At 59.7% G+C, this 18,791-nt stretch carries 18 protein-coding genes; 13 read left to right on the forward strand and 5 right to left on the reverse strand.

The window, feature by feature from the left end; all coding sequences use genetic code 11:
- Positions 1 to 25: 25 nt before the first annotated feature.
- On the reverse strand, positions 26 to 796 hold the full coding sequence (locus tag N6G83_RS22155; protein WP_197833336.1) for a basic amino acid ABC transporter substrate-binding protein: 771 nt from the start codon (positions 794 to 796) through the stop codon (positions 26 to 28).
- Between the two features lie 403 nt (positions 797 to 1,199).
- On the opposite strand from N6G83_RS22155, the gene ftsB reads away from it, so the two are divergent.
- The 8 genes from ftsB (at position 1,200) to rpoS (ending at position 7,502) form a co-directional block, all read left to right on the forward strand.
- Positions 1,200 to 1,520, forward strand: coding sequence for a cell division protein FtsB (gene ftsB, locus N6G83_RS22160; protein ID WP_021505314.1), 321 nt, complete (start codon positions 1,200 to 1,202; stop codon positions 1,518 to 1,520).
- Positions 1,521 to 1,523: 3 nt separating this feature from the next.
- The gene (gene ispD, locus N6G83_RS22165) at positions 1,524 to 2,231 is read left to right on the forward strand and encodes a 2-C-methyl-D-erythritol 4-phosphate cytidylyltransferase (RefSeq protein WP_260515830.1); all 708 of its coding nucleotides are present in this window, start codon (positions 1,524 to 1,526) and stop codon (positions 2,229 to 2,231) included.
- A 10-nt stretch (positions 2,232 to 2,241) separates the two neighbouring features.
- The gene (gene ispF / locus N6G83_RS22170; RefSeq protein WP_260515828.1) at positions 2,242 to 2,715 is read left to right on the forward strand and encodes a 2-C-methyl-D-erythritol 2,4-cyclodiphosphate synthase; all 474 of its coding nucleotides are present in this window, start codon (positions 2,242 to 2,244) and stop codon (positions 2,713 to 2,715) included.
- A gap of 4 nt (positions 2,716 to 2,719) precedes the next feature.
- A complete protein-coding gene (gene truD, locus N6G83_RS22175; RefSeq protein WP_260515826.1) occupies positions 2,720 to 3,766 on the forward strand; it encodes a tRNA pseudouridine(13) synthase TruD in 1,047 nt (348 codons plus the stop codon).
- Complete coding sequence (gene surE / locus N6G83_RS22180) at positions 3,747 to 4,508, forward strand: 5'/3'-nucleotidase SurE (protein ID WP_260515825.1); 762 nt, start codon at positions 3,747 to 3,749, stop codon at positions 4,506 to 4,508. The genes truD and surE overlap by 20 nt, the downstream gene beginning before the upstream one ends.
- Entirely contained in the window at positions 4,502 to 5,128 is a 627-nt protein-coding gene (locus N6G83_RS22185; protein WP_004932585.1) for a protein-L-isoaspartate(D-aspartate) O-methyltransferase, read from the forward strand. Before surE ends, N6G83_RS22185 begins: the two co-directional genes overlap by 7 nt.
- A 325-nt stretch (positions 5,129 to 5,453) precedes the next feature.
- Positions 5,454 to 6,449, forward strand: coding sequence for a murein hydrolase activator NlpD (nlpD, locus tag N6G83_RS22190; RefSeq protein WP_049204752.1), 996 nt, complete (start codon positions 5,454 to 5,456; stop codon positions 6,447 to 6,449).
- Between the two features lie 54 nt (positions 6,450 to 6,503).
- Positions 6,504 to 7,502 (forward strand): RNA polymerase sigma factor RpoS, encoded by a 999-nt coding sequence (gene rpoS, locus N6G83_RS22195; RefSeq protein WP_004932578.1) that lies wholly within the window; start codon positions 6,504 to 6,506, stop codon positions 7,500 to 7,502.
- A gap of 79 nt (positions 7,503 to 7,581) precedes the next feature.
- Here the strand turns inward: rpoS and mutS are convergent, their stop codons facing one another.
- From mutS to N6G83_RS22215, 4 genes are all read right to left on the reverse strand, one after another.
- Entirely contained in the window at positions 7,582 to 10,137 is a 2,556-nt protein-coding gene (gene mutS / locus N6G83_RS22200) for a DNA mismatch repair protein MutS (RefSeq protein ID WP_049294853.1), read from the reverse strand.
- 308 nt (positions 10,138 to 10,445) lie between these two features.
- On the reverse strand, positions 10,446 to 11,429 hold the full coding sequence (locus N6G83_RS22205; protein WP_260515823.1) for a hypothetical protein: 984 nt from the start codon (positions 11,427 to 11,429) through the stop codon (positions 10,446 to 10,448).
- A 30-nt stretch (positions 11,430 to 11,459) separates the two neighbouring features.
- On the reverse strand, positions 11,460 to 12,431 hold the full coding sequence (locus N6G83_RS22210; protein ID WP_197821718.1) for an aldo/keto reductase: 972 nt from the start codon (positions 12,429 to 12,431) through the stop codon (positions 11,460 to 11,462).
- 12 nt (positions 12,432 to 12,443) lie between these two features.
- Entirely contained in the window at positions 12,444 to 13,244 is an 801-nt protein-coding gene (locus N6G83_RS22215) for an SDR family NAD(P)-dependent oxidoreductase (RefSeq protein ID WP_049204750.1), read from the reverse strand.
- 106 nt (positions 13,245 to 13,350) lie between these two features.
- Here N6G83_RS22215 and N6G83_RS22220 point away from each other — a divergent pair, with 106 nt between their 5' ends.
- The 5 genes from N6G83_RS22220 to chbR all read left to right on the forward strand — a co-directional run bounded on the left by N6G83_RS22220 (position 13,351) and on the right by chbR (position 18,649).
- Entirely contained in the window at positions 13,351 to 14,244 is an 894-nt protein-coding gene (locus tag N6G83_RS22220; RefSeq protein WP_043135815.1) for a LysR family transcriptional regulator, read from the forward strand.
- Between the two features lie 420 nt (positions 14,245 to 14,664).
- Positions 14,665 to 14,982 (forward strand): PTS sugar transporter subunit IIB, encoded by a 318-nt coding sequence (locus N6G83_RS22225; RefSeq protein WP_004932561.1) that lies wholly within the window; start codon positions 14,665 to 14,667, stop codon positions 14,980 to 14,982.
- 12 nt (positions 14,983 to 14,994) lie between these two features.
- On the forward strand, positions 14,995 to 16,356 hold the full coding sequence (gene chbC / locus N6G83_RS22230) for a PTS N,N'-diacetylchitobiose transporter subunit IIC (RefSeq protein ID WP_016929034.1): 1,362 nt from the start codon (positions 14,995 to 14,997) through the stop codon (positions 16,354 to 16,356).
- A 43-nt stretch (positions 16,357 to 16,399) separates the two neighbouring features.
- Complete coding sequence (locus N6G83_RS22235) at positions 16,400 to 17,785, forward strand: glycoside hydrolase family 1 protein (RefSeq protein ID WP_049294840.1); 1,386 nt, start codon at positions 16,400 to 16,402, stop codon at positions 17,783 to 17,785.
- 15 nt (positions 17,786 to 17,800) lie between these two features.
- A complete protein-coding gene (gene chbR, locus N6G83_RS22240; RefSeq protein ID WP_043135810.1) occupies positions 17,801 to 18,649 on the forward strand; it encodes a transcriptional regulator ChbR in 849 nt (282 codons plus the stop codon).
- The last annotated feature ends 142 nt before the right edge of the window (positions 18,650 to 18,791 follow it).

Here is an 18,791-nt window from a genome sequence, read left to right on the forward strand (position 1 = left end):
CCTGGTGGGCGCCGGCGACAGGGCATTATTCCGCCGGCAGCGTCGGTACGTTGCTGTCGAACCAGGTTTGGTAGATCTTGGCGTAGGTGCCGTCGGCGACGATTTTCTTCAGGCCGGCGTTGATCTTGTTGCGCAGTTCGTCGTTGCCTTTGGCGACGGCGATGCCGAAATACTGGCGCTCGAACTTGGCGTCGGGTACCAGCTTGAAGGCTTTCTCAGGGTGGGTTTTGATGTAGAACTTGGCCACGCCGACGTCGCCGACCGCCGCGCCGATGCCGTCTTCATACAGTTCCTGCAGCATCAGCGGGGTATTGTCGAAGCGCTTGATGGCGGTGCTGTTTTTGCCCAGCACATCGGACACCACGATGTCGCCGGTGCTGGAGTTCACCACGCCGACCTTCAGTGCTTTCAGCGCGGCGATGGAGTCTACCGTCGAGTCTTGCGGCACCACGATAGCCTGCTCGGCCGGGAAGTATGGCGCCGAGAAATCAACCATTTGCTTGCGTTTGTCGGTGATGGTGATGCCGGAAATGATGATATCGCGATCGCCGGAATTCAACGTGGCGAAGATCCCTTCCCACGGTGTATTGATCAGTTTGATCTGGAAACCTTCGGCCTTGGCTACCGCTTTGATGATGTCGATGTCGAAACCTTCCAGCTGCTTTTGGCTGTTTTCAAACTCAAACGGCCGATAGGTGCCGCCGGAGCCGACGACGTAGGTAGGTTCAGCCGCCAATACGGCGGTGGAGAAGGTGGCGGCCAGGCAGGCGCCGATCAGAACTAAACGTTTTAACATCGCGATCCCCGATAATGAATGGTTATATATTGGAATTATTTATGCACTATGAGTGCATAAAAATAAGCTTCAATGAATGAAAGTGCAACCACTGCATGAGAATTATTCTTTCTATGGTGTTAAATATTCACTTTTGACGTTGCTTTGGCGTAAGCGATGGGTCAGCAAGCGGCGATGCAGTGGTTCTTGCTGCATAATGAGGGAGGGGCAGTGTGTGTCTCATCGGAAAATGCGCCGCGCGTGCCGGGCAAAAGCGGCTTTTTTTGCCGCTTTCACCGCGGAATTAGGCAATAAACTCGGGAACCCTTCATCCGTATTCTGAATTTGGCGTTGAAATGCCGCTCTCAGTGTGGAGTCCAACGAGAAGTTGTGGGATGATTGGTCGGTTTTTCAGGGGGCGGAGATGGGAAAACTTACGCTGCTATTGCTGGCATTGCTCGGTTGGTTACAGTATTCACTGTGGCTGGGCAAAAATGGTATTCACGATTACGTGCGAGTCAATGAAGATGTTGCGGTCCAACAGGGTAGCAACGCCAAGTTGAAAGCGCGTAACGATCAGCTGTTTGCCGAAATCGATGATTTGAACGGCGGTCAGGAAGCGATCGAAGAGCGAGCACGTAATGAGCTGGGCATGATCAAGCCCGGTGAGACTTTCTATCGTCTGGTTCCTGACCAATCCAGACGCAACGCGGCGTCTTCCTCGCAAAATAACGCACAAAAATAACGCATGAATCACTCCGCAGGCACCTTTCCCTCGGTGATTGCCGTCCTGCCCGCTGCCGGTATCGGCAGCCGCATGCAGGCGGAATGCCCGAAGCAATATTTAACCATTGGCCGACACAGTATCGTCGAGCACGCTATCCATGCCCTGTTGCGTCATCCGCGCATCGAGCGGGTGATCGTGGCGATCGGCCCGGAAGATCGCCAGTTCGAACAGTTGCCGATCGCCCAGGATCCGCGGGTGACCGTCACTGAGGGCGGCAAACAGCGCGCCGATTCGGTGATGGCCGGGCTTAAACTGGCGGACGATGCGGACTGGGTACTGGTGCACGACGCTGCACGCCCCTGCCTGCACGCCGACGATCTCGAGCGCCTGCTGGCGATCACCGCACACAGCAAGGTCGGCGGCATTCTCGCCGCGCCGGTGCGTGACACCATGAAACGCGCTGAACCCGGCCGCGAAACCATCGCCCACACCGTCGAACGGCAGGATCTGTGGCACGCGCTGACGCCGCAGCTGTTTCCGCTGCCGCTGCTCAAGCAGTGCCTGCAGCGCGCGCTGGATGAAGGTGCGAACGTCACCGACGAAGCCTCGGCGCTGGAACATTGCGGTTATCATCCGCAGCTGATCGCCGGCCGGGCGGATAACATTAAAGTAACGCGGCCGGAGGATTTGGCGCTGGCGGCGTTCTATTTGACTCAGTTAGACAATTAAGGAGCGCATCATGCGTATCGGTCACGGTTTTGACGTACATAAATTCGGCGGCGAAGGCCCGTTGGTGATCGGTGGCGTTCGCATCCCTTACGACAAAGGTTTGCTGGCCCACTCGGACGGTGACGTTGCGCTGCACGCCACGACCGACGCCCTGCTGGGCGCGGCGGCGCTGGGCGATATCGGCAAACTGTTCCCCGATACCGATCCGGCGTTCAAAGGCGCCGACAGCCGCGAGCTGCTGCGCGAAGCCTGGAAACGCATTCGCGCCAAAGGATACCGCCTCGGTAACCTCGATATCACCATTATCGCTCAGGCGCCGAAAATGGCGCCGCACATCCCGCAGATGCGCGTCTTCCTGGCGGAAGACCTGCAGTGTCATATGGATGACGTCAACGTGAAGGCCACGACCACCGAGCAGCTCGGTTTCACCGGGCGCGGCGAGGGCATCGCCTGCGAAGCGGTCGCCTTGCTGATTAAGGAATAACCGCATGGATATGGCGAATCTGACCTGGCTGCATGGCCGGCCGCAGAGCACCGGGGTGTTGAAAGCCAATCCGGAAGATTTCGTGGTGGTGGAAGACCTGGGCTTTGCGCCGGACGGCGAAGGCGAGCATGTGCTGGTGAACATCCGTAAAAACGGCTGCAATACCCAGTTCGTGGCCGACTATCTGGCGCGCTTCGCCGGTATTCACGCTCGTTCGGTCAGCTATGCGGGGTTGAAAGACCGCCACGCGGTGACCGAACAGTGGTTCTGCCTGCACATGCCGGGCAAGGACACGCCGGATTTCTCCCAGTTTGCGCTGGAAGGCTGCGAGGTGCTCTCGTTCGCCCGCCACCTGCGTAAAATGCGCATCGGCAACCTGAAGGGCAACCACTTTACGCTGGTGCTGCGCCACATTTCCGATCGTCAGGACGTAGAGCACCGTTTGCAGGCCATCGCTGCGCAGGGCGTGCCGAACTACTTCGGCAGCCAGCGTTTCGGCCGTGGCGGCAACAATCTGGTGATGGCGCGCCGCTGGGCGAACGACGAAATCCGCGTCAAAGAGCGCAGCAAGCGCAGTTTCTACCTGTCCGCCAGCCGCAGCGCGCTGTTTAATCAGGTCGCGAGCAGGCGCCTGGCCGATGGCCTGCAGCGCACGGTACTGGAAGGGGACGCCCTGCAGCTGAGCGGCCGCGGCAGTTGGTTCGTCGCCAAGGCCGATGAGCTGGAGACGCTGCAACAGCGGTTGGATGCCGGTGAGCTGGTTGTCACCGCGACGTTGCCGGGCGACGGCGAGCCGGGCACCGCCGGCAGCGCGTTGGCATTTGAACAACAATGCTTGGCGGAGCAGCAGGAATTGCTTACGCTTTTAAAGCGCGAGCGTGTCGAACCCGCTCGCCGGGCCCTGCTGTTGCAGCCGCAAAATATGCTGTGGAACTGGTGGGATGAGGTTACCGTGGAACTGCGCTTCTGGCTGCCGGCGGGCAGCTTTGCCACCAGCGTAGTTCGCGAGATCATGCAGCAGGATGACAGTGATGCGGATATTGCTGAGTAACGATGACGGCGTCAGCGCCCCGGGCATTCAGGTGCTGGCGGCGGCGCTGCGGGAGTTCGCCGAGGTGCAGGTCGTGGCGCCGGATCGTAACCGCAGCGGCTCTTCCAATGCCCTGACGCTGGAATCGCCGCTGCGCACGCAGACGCTGGCCAACGGCGATATTGCGGTACTGCAGGGGACGCCGACCGATTGTGTCTATCTTGGCGTCAACGCACTGATGCACCCGGCACCGGATATCGTGGTCTCCGGCATTAACGCCGGACCGAATTTGGGCGACGACGTCATCTATTCCGGCACCGTCGCGGCGGCGATGGAGGGCCGGCATCTGGGGCTGCCCGCGTTGGCGGTGTCGTTGAACGGCCACCAGCACTATGCGACCGCCGCCGTCATTACCTGCCGTATCCTGCGCGCGTTGCAGCGTGAGCCGTTGCGTACCGGAAAAATACTGAATATCAACGTACCGGATCTGCCGCTGGCGGAGATTAAAGGCCTGCGCGTTACCCGCTGTGGCAGCCGTCATCCTGCCGATAAGGTCTTCTGCCAGCAGGATCCGCGTGGACAAAATCTCTACTGGATCGGGCCGCCTGGTGATAAATTTGATGTCGGGCCGGATACCGACTTTGCGGCGGTGGAACAAGGCTATGTGGCGATCACGCCGCTACAGGTGGATTTGACCGCCTACGCGGCGCAGGAAGTCGTGACAACATGGTTAACCAAGGCAGAGGTTAGCGGGGAATGGTGAACAAGCGTATGCAAACATTGCTGACGCAGCTGCGTCAGCAAGGGATCCGGGACGAAAAGCTGCTGCGGGCGATCGAGGCGGTGCCGCGCGAGCGTTTTGTCGACGAAGCGCTGGATCACAAAGCCTACGAAAACACTGCATTACCGATCGGCTCTGGCCAGACCATTTCTCAGCCTTATATGGTGGCGCGGATGACCGAGCTGCTGAATCTGAAGCCCACCTCAAGAGTGCTGGAGATCGGCACCGGTTCCGGTTATCAGACCGCCATCCTGGCGCATCTGGTGCAACACGTTTGTTCCGTCGAGCGCATCAAGGGGCTGCAGTGGCAGGCCAAGCGCCGCCTGAAGCAGCTCGATCTTCATAATGTTTCCACTCGCCACGGCGACGGCTGGCAGGGCTGGGCGTCGCGCGGTCCATTCGATGCGATCATCGTCACTGCCGCGCCGCCGGAGATCCCGCAGGCGCTGGTGGAGCAGCTGGACGACGGCGGCATTTTGGTGTTGCCGGTGGGCGAGCAGGCCCAAACCCTCAAACGCATTCAGCGTCATGGCAACGATTTCGTGGTCGATGCGGTAGAAGCGGTGCGCTTTGTGCCGCTGGTGAAAGGCGAATTGGCCTAGCGATTGTCTGATTTTTCGACCGTCTGCAAAATCTGTTGCACTTTCATCACGTGCGGATAAGGTTTTCTCGTTCCAATCAGGCTAATTTTCACTAGAATTGGCCTTTCTACGTAGTTGTCTTATGGTGCGGCGACGCCAATGTGGTTAGCATTGGCGCGCGTTTTGATGCTCCGGCGGGAGATGACCTGGCGTTCAGGGATCGGCCGGCGGCGCCTTTACATCGCAGAAACTGGGAAGTGGCAAAAGCTCGGCTACGATGTAAAGGGTATTTTGGATATATCACTGATATTGCTGTCATGGGGGAAGCATGAGCACGGGAAGCCCAATGATTACGTTACGCCGGGTAGCGGTGTGTACGATGGTAAGTTTGTGGTTGGCGGGTTGTACGAATACGGCCTCGACGTCGGCCCCTATCAGCAGTGTGGGCGGCGGCGCCGTTCCATCCGGCAATAATAATGGCGGAGTGCAGCAGGCCAGCCCAGAGGGCCGCATTGTCTATAATCGTAGTTATAACGCCATCCCAAAAGGGAGCTACAGCGGCGGCGAAACTTATACGGTCAAGCGCGGCGACACGCTGTTTTACATCGCCTGGATCACCGGCAATGATTTCCGCGACCTGGCTCAGCGCAACAATATTCCCGAGCCATACAGCCTGAATGTTGGTCAAACCATTCAGCTTGGTAATGGTTCTGCCAACGGCGGCGGCGGCATGTTGGCGACGACAGACGCGACCAAAGGCGGCGTTCCGAAGCCACCTTCCAGCTCCCAGATCCAGACGGCAACGGTTGATTCTCAATCAACTAACGCGTATTCTGAAAACTCGGGTAAACAGAATGTAGGTAAGATGTTACCTGCAGCAGGTGCCGCAGCGGTTGGGACCGCGACTGCGCCTGTTACCGCGCCGGAAGCCGCTCCACCCGTGAGCAGCACCGTCAGCAACAGCGCTCCGGTCAGTACCTGGAGATGGCCGACTGACGGTAAGGTTATTGATAACTTTTCCTCATCAGAAGGTGGGAATAAAGGTGTCGATATCGCCGGTTCTCGTGGACAGCCTATCTTCGCTACCGCCGATGGTCGCGTAGTGTATGCAGGCAACGCTTTACGGGGTTACGGTAATCTAATCATCATCAAACATAATGATGATTACCTGAGCGCCTACGCTCATAACGACACAATGCTGGTCCGGGAACAACAAGAAGTGAAGGCGGGTCAAAAAATAGCCACCATGGGTAGCACCGGTACCAGTTCAGTACGTTTGCATTTTGAAATTCGTTACAAGGGGAAATCCGTAAACCCGCTGCGTTATCTTCCGCAGCGATAGATTGGGCAGAATACGCTGAGATTCTGCTCGCGGTATCACGGGTAGGAGCAGCATATGAGCCAAAATACGCTGAAAGTTAACGAGTTACATGATGATGCGGATTTCGACGAGAATGGAGCTGAGGCCGAGTCGTTTGATGAAAAAGCGCTGGTAGAAGAAGAGACCAGCGAGAACGATTTAGCGGAAGAAGAGCTGTTGTCTCAAGGCGTTACGCAACGCGTATTGGATGCGACGCAGCTCTATCTGGGTGAGATCGGTTATTCACCTCTGCTGACCGCAGAGGAAGAAGTCTATTTTGCGCGGCGTGCTCTGCGCGGTGACGTGCCGTCCCGCCGTCGCATGATTGAAAGCAACCTGCGGCTGGTGGTGAAAATCGCCCGCCGCTACAGCAACCGTGGTCTGGCGCTGCTGGATCTGATCGAAGAAGGTAACCTCGGTTTGATTCGCGCAGTGGAAAAATTCGACCCGGAACGCGGTTTCCGCTTCTCCACTTATGCAACCTGGTGGATCCGTCAGACGATTGAACGGGCGATCATGAACCAAACCCGTACTATTCGTTTGCCTATCCATATCGTCAAAGAACTGAATGTCTATCTGCGCACCGCGCGTGAGCTTTCCCATAAACTGGATCATGAACCGAGCGCTGAAGAGATTGCCGAGCAACTCGACAAGCCGGTGGATGACGTCAGCCGCATGCTGCGCTTGAATGAGCGCATCACTTCGGTGGATACGCCGCTGGGCGGGGATTCGGAGAAAGCGCTGCTGGACATTCTGGCCGACGAGAAGGACAACGGGCCTGAAGACACCACGCAAGATGACGATATGAAACAAAGCATCGTCAAATGGTTGTTCGAACTGAACGCCAAACAACGTGAAGTGTTGGCGCGTCGTTTCGGCCTGCTGGGCTATGAAGCGGCGACGCTGGAAGACGTAGGCCGGGAGATTGGCCTGACGCGCGAGCGCGTCCGTCAGATTCAGGTTGAAGGTCTGCGCCGTCTGCGTGAGATTCTGCAGATGCAGGGCCTGAGCATTGAGGCGCTGTTCCGCGAATAACGCCGGTTGTTGAACCGCATCAAATAAAAACGGTGAGCATTATGCTCACCGTTTTTTTATGCCTGCGTCTGGCGCCTGACTACACCATATTTTTCAGCCGGTAGATCCATTCCAGCGCCTGGCGCGGCGACAGGGAATCCGGATCCAGCGCTTCCAGGGCTTCAACCGCCGGCGAGGCCTCTTCCTGCAGCAGCGTCATCTGGGTGGCATCGACGCTGCCCGACGCGGTGTGGCTGGAGATAGACTCCAGCTCGCGCAGCTTCTGGCGGGCGCGCTTGATGACGTCGCGCGGCACGCCGGCAAGCGCGGCGACCGCCAGGCCATAGCTTTTGCTGGCAGCCCCGTCCTGTACGCTGTGCATAAAAGCGATGGTGTCGCCATGTTCGAGCGCGTCCAGATGCACGTTGACCACGCCCTCCATTTTCTCCGGTAGGGTCGTCAGTTCGAAGTAGTGGGTGGCGAACAGTGTCATCGCCTTGATGCGGTTAGCCAGGTTCTCGGCGCAGGCCCAGGCCAGCGACAGGCCGTCGTAGGTGGAGGTACCGCGGCCGATTTCATCCATCAACACCAGGCTGTGTTCGGTGGCGTTGTGCAGGATGTTGGCGGTTTCGGTCATCTCCACCATGAAGGTGGAGCGGCCGGAAGCCAGATCGTCCGCCGCGCCGACGCGGGTGAAGATGCGATCCACCGGGCCGATGGTGGCCTTGGTGGCCGGCACGTAACTGCCGATGTGCGCCATCAGCACGATCAGCGCCGTTTGCCGCATATAGGTGCTTTTACCGCCCATGTTCGGGCCGGTAATGATCAGCATGCGGCGCTGCGGCGACAGGGTGAGCGGGTTGGAGATAAACGGTTCGCTCAGCACCTGCTCCACCACCGGGTGGCGGCCTTCGGTAATGCGGATCCCCGGCTGCTCACTCATGGTCGGGCAAGCGTAGTTCAGGGTATCGGCGCGCTCGGCCAGGTTGGCCAGCACGTCCAGCTCGGCCAGTGCGGCGGCGCTCTGCTGCAGCTCCGCCAGGTGCGGCAGCAGCAGATCGAACAGTTCGTCGTACAGGCTTTTCTCGATCGCCAACGCCTTGCCCTTGGAGGTGAGCACTTTGTCTTCGTACTCTTTCAATTCCGGGATGATGTAGCGCTCGGCGTTTTTCAACGTCTGGCGGCGCACATAGTGGATCGGCACCAGATGGCTTTGGCCGCGGCTCACCTGAATGTAGTAGCCGTGTACGCCGTTAAAACCGACCTTGAGCGTGTCCAGCCCCAGCTTTTCACGCTCGCGGATCTCCAGCCGGTCGAGGTAGTCGCTGGCGCCATCGGCCAGCGCGCGCCACTCGTCCAGCTCGCTGTTGTAACCGGGGGCGATCACGCCGCCGTCGCGCACCAATACCGGCGGCGATTCAATCACCGCGCGTTCAAGCAGCTCGCGCAGCTCGTCGAACTGGCCCACCTGCGCCAGCAGCTGCTGCACGTGCGGGGTGTCCACGTCTTGCAGCAGCGCGCGGATGTCCGGCAATTGCTGGAAAGCATGACGCATGCGCGCCAGATCGCGCGGACGCGCGGTACGCAGCGCCAGGCGCGCCAAAATTCGCTCCTGATCGCCCACCTGACGCAGCGAAGGCTGCAGATCGGCGAACAGTTCCTGCAATACGCCGATCGCCTGCTGGCGGGCGGTCAGCACCTTGATGTCTCGGGTCGGCATGTGCAGCCAGCGTTTCAGCATGCGGCTGCCCATCGGCGTGACTGTGCGATCGAGGATCGCCGCCAGCGTGTTGTCGCTGCCGCCGGACAGGCTCTGCGTCAGCTCCAGGTTGCGGCGGGTCGCGGCGTCCATGATGATGCCGTCCTGCTGGCGCTCCATAGTGATGCCGCGAATGTGCGGCAGCGAAGTACGCTGAGTATCTTTGACGTACTGCAGCAGACAGCCGGCGGCGCGCAGCGCCTGGTGCGCCTGCTCGATGCCGAAGCCGGTCAGATCGCGGGTGCCGAACTGCAGGTTGAGCTGTTGGCGTGCGGTCTCCAGTTCGAATTCCCACAGCGGACGGCGGCGCAGGCCGTGGCGCTGTTCGATCAGCGCCATGTGTTCGAAGGTTTCCGGGTAGAGCAGCTCGGCCGGATTGGTGCGCTGCAGCTCGGCGGCCATGGTTTCCAGATCTTGCGGCTCGGCGACGCGGAAGCGGCCGGAGCTGACGTCCAGCGTGGCATAACCGAAGCCGCGCGCATCCTGCCAGATCGCCGCCAGCAGGTTGTCCTGGCGTTCTTGCAGCAGCGCTTCGTCGGTGATGGTACCGGGGGTGACGATACGCACCACTTTGCGCTCGACCGGCCCTTTGCTGGTGGCCGGATCGCCGATCTGTTCGCAGATGGCGACGGACTCGCCGAGCTGCACCAGCTTGGCCAGGTAGTTCTCCACCGCGTGGTGCGGCACGCCGGCCATCGGGATCGGTTCACCCGCCGAAGCGCCGCGTTTGGTCAGCGAGATATCCAGCAGTTGGGAAGCGCGCTTGGCGTCATCGTAAAACAGCTCGTAGAAGTCGCCCATGCGGTAGAACAGCAGGATTTCAGGATGCTGGGCCTTGAGGCGCAGGTACTGCTGCATCATCGGCGTGTGCGAATCGAGTTTATCGGTGCTATTCATGCGATTATTTTTCCAATCCATTGAATGTAAAGGGAACTGTGATTTTCATTGTCGTCATTCGCTATCACATTGTTTCAGCAGACGCCGCCCCTTTTAGCGCTTGCCGGGCGGCGCAAATCAAATCATCAAAACGCCAAACGGCGCGCTCAAACCCAAGGTTTGCACAGACGCTTATACTAGCCCAGCGGGCAATCGGCTGTCACAGGTAAAAATGGGAAGCGCTGCGCAAGGCCGGTTTGTAACGCAGCGAGATTGTCGTTCGCCTGCGGGCAACAACGCAAGTCGCCGCCCGCAGTGGGGGGGCGACTTTATTGCGCGGCGGTGAGAGGCAGGGGCAGTTGATAGAGGCGGAAACTGTCGGGCACTTCGGTTTCATGGCCGGGCAGCAGACGGTGGCGGATGCGCGACTCGCTGACGAAGGCGCAGCCTTGTGGGGTGATAGTCAGGTTAACCGGCGACTCCATGCCTTCGCGCAAGACCTCAAGTTGGTGCATCCCTGCCGCCTTGGGTGACGGGATCCGCCCTTGGCCGCTCTGGATCCCGTTTTCCAGCACGATCAGCGCGCCGTCCGGCGCCAATCCCATTCCGTCCGGGTTTTCAATCAGGCGCGGCAGCTGCATTTCCGTCAGCTGCGGCTGCGGATCGTTATAGCTGAGGGTATAAAGCTTACCGGTGCCGAAATTGGCGACAGCCATCAGCCGATCGTCGAGCAGCACGATCCCGGCGGCGCCCAGCCCGCTGGGGGCCGCCAATCGCGCATCCTGAAACGGCGTACTGAATGCCGCTTCGCCCGGCCGCAGGCGCAGGATGCCGCCGCCTCGGGTTTCTGTCACGTATACCGTACCGTCTGCGCCGAGCACGATATCGTTGCCCATTTCCCCCGTCGGCAGCGCCAGGCTGCGGTTGAGCGTGCCATCGGCGACATTCAGCGCATAGATGCGGTTGGCGCGCGATTTGCCGCCGGAAAGGAAGTCCGGCGAATTGCCCCACAGCAACCCGCGCCGTTCGTCCAGCCGCAGCGCGTTTGAGGCGAACACCGTGTCAGCGCCAGGGAAAAAGGTTTCCCACGCTTTACCCGGCCGCTTGCGCAGCACGTTGCCGCTGGTGATCAGGCCGACATACAGCGAGCCGTCCGCCGCGCGGGCGATGCCGTTGGGATAAAGCGCGCCGGGCGGCAGCGTCATGCTGCTTTCGGCGCAGTGGGCATTGGCGGCGGCCTGCGCCGGAGTGGTCAGGGGGAGTGCGGCGGCGAGGGTGAACAACGCTGCTCGCGCGGTAAGCGCATATGACATGTCTTCTCTCCTGGAATGACGGAAAAGGGGCTACCAGCGATCGGGACGGGCAGCGTGCGCCATCGGCGCCTCCAGCGCGGCCACGTCTTGCGGCGATAAGCTGAGATTGAGCGCCGCCAGCGCATCCTGCAGATGGTGCGGCTTGGACATGCCCACCAGTGGCGACGCCACGCCGGGTTTGGCCAGCAGCCAGGCCAGCGCGATCTGCGCCGGTGGAACGCCGCGCGTGGCCGCCACCTCCGCGACCGCCGCGACGGTGCGTTCCACTTCGTTTCTGCCGCCGTACCAACGGGGCGCCTGTTCGTCGGTGGCGGCGCGCAGCGTGCCGGCGTTGCCGGAACCGGCCAGCACGCCGCGGGCCAGTGGCGACCAGGGCGTCAGGCTGAGCCCCTCCTCCAGACACAGCGGGATCAGCTCCTCTTCGTCTTCACGCGTCACCAGGTTGTATTGGCTCTGCAGCGAAATAAACGGCGCCAGGCGGTGCTGACGTTGAAAGGCCAGCATTTTCATCAGGCGCCAGGCGTGCAGCGAGGAGGCGCCGAGATAGCGGATCTTGCCCGCCCGCACCAGGCCATCGAGGGTGTCGGCGGTTTCTTCGATCGGCGTTTCGGTGTCGAAGCGGTGCAGTACAAACAGATCGAGGTAATCCGTCCCCAACCGCTGCAAAGAGGCGTCGACGCTGTGCAGCAGGTGCTTGCGCGACAGCCCTCGGCTGTTCGGCTGCGCGTCCATCGGAAAGTAGGCTTTGGTGGCGATCACCACGTCTTCGCGGCGGGCGAACGCCTTCAGGGCGCGGCGGAGAATGCGCTCGCTTTCTCCGCCGGAGTAAATGTTGGCGGTATCGAAAAAATTGATGCCCGCTTCCAGCGCTTCGCGGATAAAGGGGCGCGCTTCATCTTCCTTCAGCACCCAGGGGCGCCAGGCCGGATCGCCATAGGTCATGCAGCCCAGGCAGAGACGAGACACTTTCAGGCCGCTGTCGCCAAGCCGAACGTAGTTCATGGCATCGTCTCCTCAGCGCATGCCGGCGATGGTGTAACCGCCGTCCACCAGCAGGCTTTGGCCGGTGATGAAGCGGGCCTCGTCCGTCGCCAACCACAGCGCCACATCGCCGATGTCTTCTGATTCGCCCAAGCGGCCGGCGGGCGTATAGGCGATAAAGGGCGCGAACGCCGCGCTGTCGGCCACGCTGCCGCGCGCCATCGGCGTGTCGATGATGCCGGGGTTGATGTTGTTGACGCGGATGCCCTGGCCGCTGTATTCGAGCGCCACCGCGCGGATCATCGCATCGAGCGCGCCTTTGCTGGCGGAGTAGCTGGATGAGCCGGCCAGCGCGCCGTGGGTCAGCCAGGAGGAGGTGTTGATGATCACGCCGCCTGAATGCTGTGCCAGGAAGGTTTCAATCTCGTATTTCATCGCCAGCCAGACGCCTCTGAGGTTAATGGCGATCACGCGGTCAAAATCCTCGCTGCTCTGTTCGGTGATGGGGGCGAAGTTGCCGATGATGCCGGCGTTGTTGAAAGCGACGTCGAGCCGGCCGTAGTGGGCGGTCACTGCGGCGAGCAGCCTACGGATATCGTCTTCCAGGGAGACGTCGGCCACGATGGGCAGGGCGTCACCGCCGGCCAGCGCGATATCGCGCGCCGTGGCTTCGATCTCCGCCGCGCGCCGGCCGACCAGTGCGACTTTGGCGCCCTCGCGGGCATAGGCCAGCGCCGCAGCGCGGCCGATACCGGTACCGCCGCCGCTCACCAGTACGACTTTGTCTGCCAGACGGCGCGGCGTTTCATGGGTTGGAGCTGTAGCATTAATCATCGCATCGATACCTGGTAATGGGTTCGATCGCAATGCTATGTTGTTAGATGACGGATAACTATCCGCTAAAAATTCATCTCACTATTAGATAATTTATATCAATAGCATGAAGAAACCCGAACTGTCCGGCCTGGCGGCCTTCGTGGCTATCGCCAGTGAACGCAGCTTCCGCCGCGCCGCCGCCCGATTGGGCGTGACGCCGCCGACGCTGACCCACACCCTGCGCGAACTGGAGGCGCAGGTGGGCATTCGCCTGCTGAACCGCACCACCCGCAACGTCTCGCCGACGGAGGCCGGAGAGCATCTGCTGGCGCAGCTGGTGCCGGCTTTTACCGACATCGACGCCGCGCTCGAGAGCCTGAATGCGTTTCGCGAAGGGCCGCGCGGCCTGGTGCGCATCAACGCGCCGCGTTCGGCGATCGATCTCGCCATCGTGCCGCATCTGGGGCGGTTGGCCAGCGAATACCCCGGCATTACGCTGGAAGTGGTGGCGGACGAGGGGTTCGCCAATATCGTCGAGCAAGGTTTTGACGCCGGCATCCGGCTCGGTGAGGACCTGCATAACGATATGCGCGCGGTGCGCCTGACACCGGATCTGCGTTTCGCCATCGTCGCCACGCCGGACTATTTTCAGCGGCACGGCGAGCCGACGCATCCGCGGGATTTACTGCAGCACCGTTGCATCGGTTGGCGCAAAGCCTCTTCAGGCGAGCGCTACAAATGGGCTTTTCAGCAGGGGGAGCAGCGATTTTCTGTGGCGGTTAACAGCCCGTTGATACTCGATGACGGCAGGATGATGGTGCAGGCGGCGCTGGCGAACGTCGGCATCGCTTTTGCCATCGAGCAGGAGGTGGAAGAATACCTGGCGAGCGGGCGGCTGCGGCGGGTGCTGGCCGACTGGTGCGCGCCGTTTCCCGGTTTTTACCTCTATTACCCCAACCGCAGGAACCATTCCGTGGCGCTGGCCACGGTGATCGAGTTGCTGCGTCTGCCCATGTAATCCTCTTCGCCTGCTGCCGTCGCGTTCGGATGGCAGCAGCCGAATCAAGCTTGAACTATTTTTACTCCCTCGCCGTTTGTTCAGACGCAAATAACCTCTTAAATTCTCAGCGAGTTCATAACTTGCTGTTTATAATTGTCATTTGATTATTTATTAAGAATATTCTGAGTTTTTAGCGGTTATTTGAGAGCCCGGTCACACTATTTTTTTGTGCAAAATGTGAAGAGGGTCAATCCATCAGGTCAATGAGAGACGGTTCTCTATCCTCTTGGCTTACCGATCCGTTTTTCATGCTCCGTATACTGTCTGTAACCAGGGCAACGTGACGGAAATTTTCATAAGGAATGTGCGTGAAGCAATCGTGATTGCATCTGGCATACAAATAACACCGGGTTTTTTTGATTATCTGAGGTGCTTGGTATGGAAAAGAAAAAAATCTATCTGTTTTGTTCTGCCGGTATGTCCACTTCCCTGTTGGTATCAAAAATGAAGGCGCAGGCCGAAAAATATGAAGTGCCGGTGATCATCGCCGCCTATCCGGAAGCGCTGGCCGCGGAGAAAGGCGTTGAAGCGGATCTGATCCTGCTGGGGCCGCAGATCGCCTACACCCTGCCGGAAGTGCAGAAACAGCTGCCCAATAAACCTGTTGAAGTCATCGATCCGCTGTTGTACGGCAAGGTCGATGGGCTGGGCGTACTGAAGGCCGCGGTGGCCGCCATCAAGAAAGCCAATCAATAACAGGAGGCCGCCGTGAATACCCTCATTGCCTCGCTCGAGAAGGTTATCCTGCCTTTCGCCGTAAAAATCGGTAAGCAGCCCCACGTCAACGCCATCAAGAACGGCTTTATCCGCCTGATGCCGCTGACCTTGACCGGGGCGATGTTCGTGTTGATCAATAACGTGTTCCTGAGCTTCGGCGAGGGATCGTTTTTCTATTCGTTGGGTGTAAGGTTGGACGCCTCCACCATCGAGACGCTCAATAGCCTGAAGAGTATTGGTGGCAGCGTTTATAACGGTACGCTAGGGATCATGTCCCTGATGACGCCGTTCTTTATCAGCATGGCGTTGGCCGAAGAGCGCAAGGTCGATCCACTGGCCTCGGCGCTGCTGGCGGTGGCGGCCTTCATGACCGTCACGCCGTTCAACGTCGGCGAGGCCTATGCGGTGGGCGCCAATTGGCTGGGCGGCGCCAACATCATTTCCGGTATGGTGATCGGGCTGGCGGTGGCTGAGATGTTTGCTTTCATCGTACGGCGCAACTGGGTGATCAGCTTGCCGGACAGCGTGCCGGCTTCGGTGTCGCGCTCTTTCTCGGCGCTGATCCCCGGTTTCATCATCCTCTCCATCATGGGGCTGGTGGCGTTCGCGCTGGCGCACTGGGGCACCAACTTCCACCAGATCATCATGGACGGCATTTCGGCGCCGCTGGCCAAGATGGGCAGCGTGGTGGGCTGGGTTTACGTGCTGTTCTCCTCGCTGCTGTGGTTCTTCGGGGTGCACGGCTCCATGGCGCTGGCGGCGCTGGACAGCGGCATCATGACGCCGTTCGCGCTGGAAAACGTGGAGCTGTACAACAAATACGGTTCGGTCGAAGCGGCGGTGGCCGCCGGCAAAGAGTTCCATATGTGGGCGAAACCGTTCGTCGACTCCTACATCTACCTTGGCGGCACCGGCTCGACGCTGGGCCTGATCATCGCCATCTTCATCGCCTCGCGCCGCGAAGATTACCGCCAGGTCGCCAAGCTGGCGACGCCGTCCGGCATCTTCCAGATCAACGAACCGATTCTGTTCGGCCTGCCGGTGATCATGAACCCGGTGATGTTCATTCCGTTCATCCTGGTGCAGCCGGTACTGACCATTATCACCTCGCTGGCTTATTACTCCGGGCTGATCCCGCCGATCACCAACATTGCGCCCTGGACCATGCCGGTCGGCCTGGGGGCATTCTTCAACACCAACGGCAGCATCATGGCCATGTTGCTGAGCCTGTTCAACCTGGCGGTCGCCACCGTGATTTATCTGCCGTTCGTGGCGATCTCCAACAAGGCGCAGAGCCAGATCGACGCGGCGACGGAAAGCGAAGAAGACATCGCCAAGGCGCTGAAATTCTAACTGTGGAACGGGGCGGCGCGGCCGCCCCGCGAGGGACACGAGTATGGAATATCAATTTGCCGACGGGTTCTGGTGGGGCAGCGCCACCTCCGCGCCGCAGTCTGAAGGTGCGGCAGCGCGGGACGGCAAGAGCCGCAATATCTTCGATTATTGGTACGAGATCGCGCCCGAGCGCTTTCACGATCGGGTGGGGCCGGCCGAGGCCTCGACCTTTTACGACCATTTCCGTACCGATATCGGGCTGCTCAAAACGCTGGGCCACAATACCTTCAGAACCTCGATTTCGTGGTCGCGGCTGATCCCGGACGGCGACGGCGAGGTGAACCCGCAGGCGGTGGCCTTCTATAACGCGATGATCGACGAGCTGCTGGCGCAGGGCATCACCCCGTTTATCAATCTCTATCACTTCGATATGCCGCTGTGCATGCAGCAGCGCGGCGGCTGGGAAAATCGGGCGGTGGTCGAAGCCTATGCGCGTTATGCCGACATCTGCTTCGGTCTGTTTGGCGATCGGGTTACCCACTGGTTCACCTTCAACGAGCCGATCGTGCCGGTGGAGGCCGGTTACCTGAATGACCTGCATTACCCTTGCGTGGTGGATTTCAAACGGGCGATCACCGTGGCGTATCACAGCGTACTGGCGCACGCCATGGCGGTGCAGCGTTTCAGAGCGCGCGGGCTGCCGGGGAGCATCGGCATTATTCTGAATCTGAGCCCGACCTATCCGCGCTCCGACGCGCCGGAGGATCGGCAGGCCGCACACGACGCCGATCTGCTGCTCAACCGCAGTTTCCTCGATCCGGTCGCCAAAGGGCGTTATCCGGCGGCGTTGCTGCACTTGCTGGAGCGCCATGGGCTGATGCCCTACTGCGAGCCGCAGGATGCGCCGCTGATCGAAGGCGGCGTAGTGGATATCCTCGGCGTCAATTACTACCAGCCGCGCAGGGTACAGGCGAAAGCGGGGCGTCGTGCCGAGGGGCCGATCGCATCGCCGGAGGATTTGTTCAGTTACTATGCAATGCCGGGCCGCAAAATCAATCCGCACCGCGGCTGGGAGATCTACGAGAAGGGGCTGTACGACATCCTGATGGATCTGAAAGAGAACTACGGCAATCTGCCTTGTTATATTTCCGAAAACGGCATGGGCGTCGAGGGCGAAGAGGCGTTTATCGGCGCCGATGGGCGGGTGGAGGACGATTACCGCATCGACTTTATTCGCGAGCATCTGAAGTGGCTGCACCGCGCGCTGGCGGAAGGCTCGCAGTGCAAGGGCTATCATCTGTGGACCTTTATCGACTGCTGGTCCTGGCTGAATGCCTACAAGAATCGTTATGGGCTGGTGCGCTTGGATCGGGCAGATCAGCGCCGCACCATCAAGAAAAGCGGCTACTGGTTTGCCGAGGCGGCCAGACGCAACGGGTTTGACTAACGGGAGGCCGGTGCCGTGTCCGATAACCGAATTTCGCTGAGTGCCAACGACGTGAAGCTGATTCGCGAGCAGGATTTCTTTAACTGCAAAGATTTTCACCTGTTTATCTACAACAAGGTGGAAAGCGCCACCGGGCTGCATCAGCACGATTATTACGAGTTCACCATCGTGCTGAGCGGCAAATGTTATCAGGAGATCAACGGCAAGCGGGTGCTGCTGGAACGCGGGGATTTCGTCTTTATCCCTATCGGCTCCTACCACCAGAGCTTTTACGAGTTCGGCGCGACGAAAATCTTCAACGTGGCGGTCAGCAAAGCGTTCTTTGAAGAGCACTATTTGCAGCAGCTGCCGCGTTGCTTTGTCGCCTCGCAAGCCTACAGCCTGAGAAGCGAGTTCTTGGCCTACATCGAGTCGGTGGTGAGTTCGCCACAGTTTCGCGAGGATGACTTCGCCGAATTTCTCGAAACGCTGACTTTCTATGTGATCAGCCGTATTCGTCACTATAAAGAAGACAATGACGGCGGCGATGATATCCCGCAGTGGCTGAAGAACACCCTCGCCGGCATGCATGACAAGGCGATGTTCGGCGAAAGGGCGTTGGCGAACATGGTGGCGCTGTCGGGGAAAACCCAGGAATATCTGACCCGGGCGATGCGGCGCTACTACCAGAAGACGCCGATGCAGGTGATCAACGAGATCCGCATCAACTTCGCCAAGACGCAGCTGGAGGTCACCAACTATTCAGTTTCCGATATCGCCTTTGATTCTGGCTATGGCGACGTCAGTCTGTTCATTAAAAACTTCAAGCGGCTCACCGACGTGACCCCAGGCAACTACCGAAAAAAGTGTTACGGCCCTCTTTAGGGCCGCTCCCGATCAGTATTAACGCCGATATGCCGATGAGCTTTAGGTCGCCGGCCGGTTAATCATTCGATTTTTACCTTCGAGAAGGGGAATGCCGCGCCGGTCGGTCGGCTTTTCCTTGCCGAAAATTCATCCTGCGGGA

This window comes from Serratia sp. PL7 (genome assembly GCF_945957435.1).

Excerpts from the sequence above, each read along its gene's own strand:
- N6G83_RS22185 (WP_004932585.1), top strand. The coding sequence starts at position 4,502 with ATGGTGAACAAGCGTATGCAAACATTGCTGACGCAGCTGCGTCAGCAA.
- N6G83_RS22210 (WP_197821718.1), bottom strand. The coding sequence starts at position 12,431 with ATGAACTACGTTCGGCTTGGCGACAGCGGCCTGAAAGTGTCTCGTCTC.
- N6G83_RS22225 (WP_004932561.1), top strand. The coding sequence starts at position 14,665 with ATGGAAAAGAAAAAAATCTATCTGTTTTGTTCTGCCGGTATGTCCACT.
- N6G83_RS22235 (WP_049294840.1), top strand. The coding sequence starts at position 16,400 with ATGGAATATCAATTTGCCGACGGGTTCTGGTGGGGCAGCGCCACCTCC.
- rpoS (WP_004932578.1), top strand. The coding sequence starts at position 6,504 with ATGAGCCAAAATACGCTGAAAGTTAACGAGTTACATGATGATGCGGAT.
- ftsB (WP_021505314.1), top strand. The coding sequence starts at position 1,200 with ATGGGAAAACTTACGCTGCTATTGCTGGCATTGCTCGGTTGGTTACAG.
- nlpD (WP_049204752.1), top strand. The coding sequence starts at position 5,454 with ATGATTACGTTACGCCGGGTAGCGGTGTGTACGATGGTAAGTTTGTGG.
- N6G83_RS22215 (WP_049204750.1), bottom strand. The coding sequence starts at position 13,244 with ATGATTAATGCTACAGCTCCAACCCATGAAACGCCGCGCCGTCTGGCA.
- N6G83_RS22205 (WP_260515823.1), bottom strand. The coding sequence starts at position 11,429 with ATGTCATATGCGCTTACCGCGCGAGCAGCGTTGTTCACCCTCGCCGCC.
- surE (WP_260515825.1), top strand. The coding sequence starts at position 3,747 with ATGCGGATATTGCTGAGTAACGATGACGGCGTCAGCGCCCCGGGCATT.
- N6G83_RS22155 (WP_197833336.1), bottom strand. The coding sequence starts at position 796 with ATGTTAAAACGTTTAGTTCTGATCGGCGCCTGCCTGGCCGCCACCTTC.
- ispF (WP_260515828.1), top strand. The coding sequence starts at position 2,242 with ATGCGTATCGGTCACGGTTTTGACGTACATAAATTCGGCGGCGAAGGC.
- N6G83_RS22220 (WP_043135815.1), top strand. The coding sequence starts at position 13,351 with ATGAAGAAACCCGAACTGTCCGGCCTGGCGGCCTTCGTGGCTATCGCC.
- truD (WP_260515826.1), top strand. The coding sequence starts at position 2,720 with ATGGATATGGCGAATCTGACCTGGCTGCATGGCCGGCCGCAGAGCACC.
- mutS (WP_049294853.1), bottom strand. The coding sequence starts at position 10,137 with ATGAATAGCACCGATAAACTCGATTCGCACACGCCGATGATGCAGCAG.
- ispD (WP_260515830.1), top strand. The coding sequence starts at position 1,524 with ATGAATCACTCCGCAGGCACCTTTCCCTCGGTGATTGCCGTCCTGCCC.